This is a genomic window from Clostridia bacterium (assembly GCA_036654455.1).
Lineage (GTDB): Bacteria > Bacillota > Clostridia > Christensenellales > CAG-314 > JAVVRZ01.
The window spans coordinates 1-575 of the sequence record JAVVRZ010000025.1 but is presented as its reverse complement, the minus strand read 5'-3'; the positions used below and the strand labels follow the sequence as shown (position 1 = coordinate 575).

The window sequence follows — 575 nt, the reverse complement described above, 5'->3', positions numbered from 1 at the left end:
TATTGCCTCTATATTTTTGTTTTGAACTTTCATACTCATCAACACACTCATAAACGCTTGCGTTACTTCTTTCATTATTCCGTTCAACCTCCTCTCTCCAATTTTTGATTAATTCATATTTATCTGCTCTTACTTTTGCAACGACTTTGTAATCGGTCGCTTTATCATCTCCATAAGGGTCAGTAGCCTCATAAAAATAATAGTAGTTGTTATCTGCACCACTATCAATATCCCCAACTTTTCTCTTGGAATCATTTGCCCAAGCAAGAGCGTCCGATTTCCATTGGATATATGGTGTCTTTTTATTATACTGCTTTTTGCTTTCTTTTGCAACGCCTAATTTATCGTTATCATTATCGTCTTTATCATTTATACCGATAATCTTGCCTTTGATATACTTACCGCCTATTTCTTCTATTGCTTTTAAGTATAGGTCTTCGGCAGTTGTAAGATATTTATACGCCGTTCTTGCGTCCTTTGATTTTAGACTTGAAAAGGCTTCCTTGCCGTCAGCCATATTAAGGTAGTGACAAACTCACCTATATCGAAAAAGCCATAGGGGAAATAACCTATAA

At 35.7% G+C, this 575-nt stretch carries 1 protein-coding gene; it reads right to left on the bottom strand.

The genetic code is table 11. The features are described from left to right. A partial coding sequence (locus RR062_06225) for a hypothetical protein (GenBank protein ID MEG2027288.1) occupies positions 1-517 on the bottom strand: 517 nt, incomplete at its 3' end. Positions 518-575: the final 58 nt, after the last annotated feature.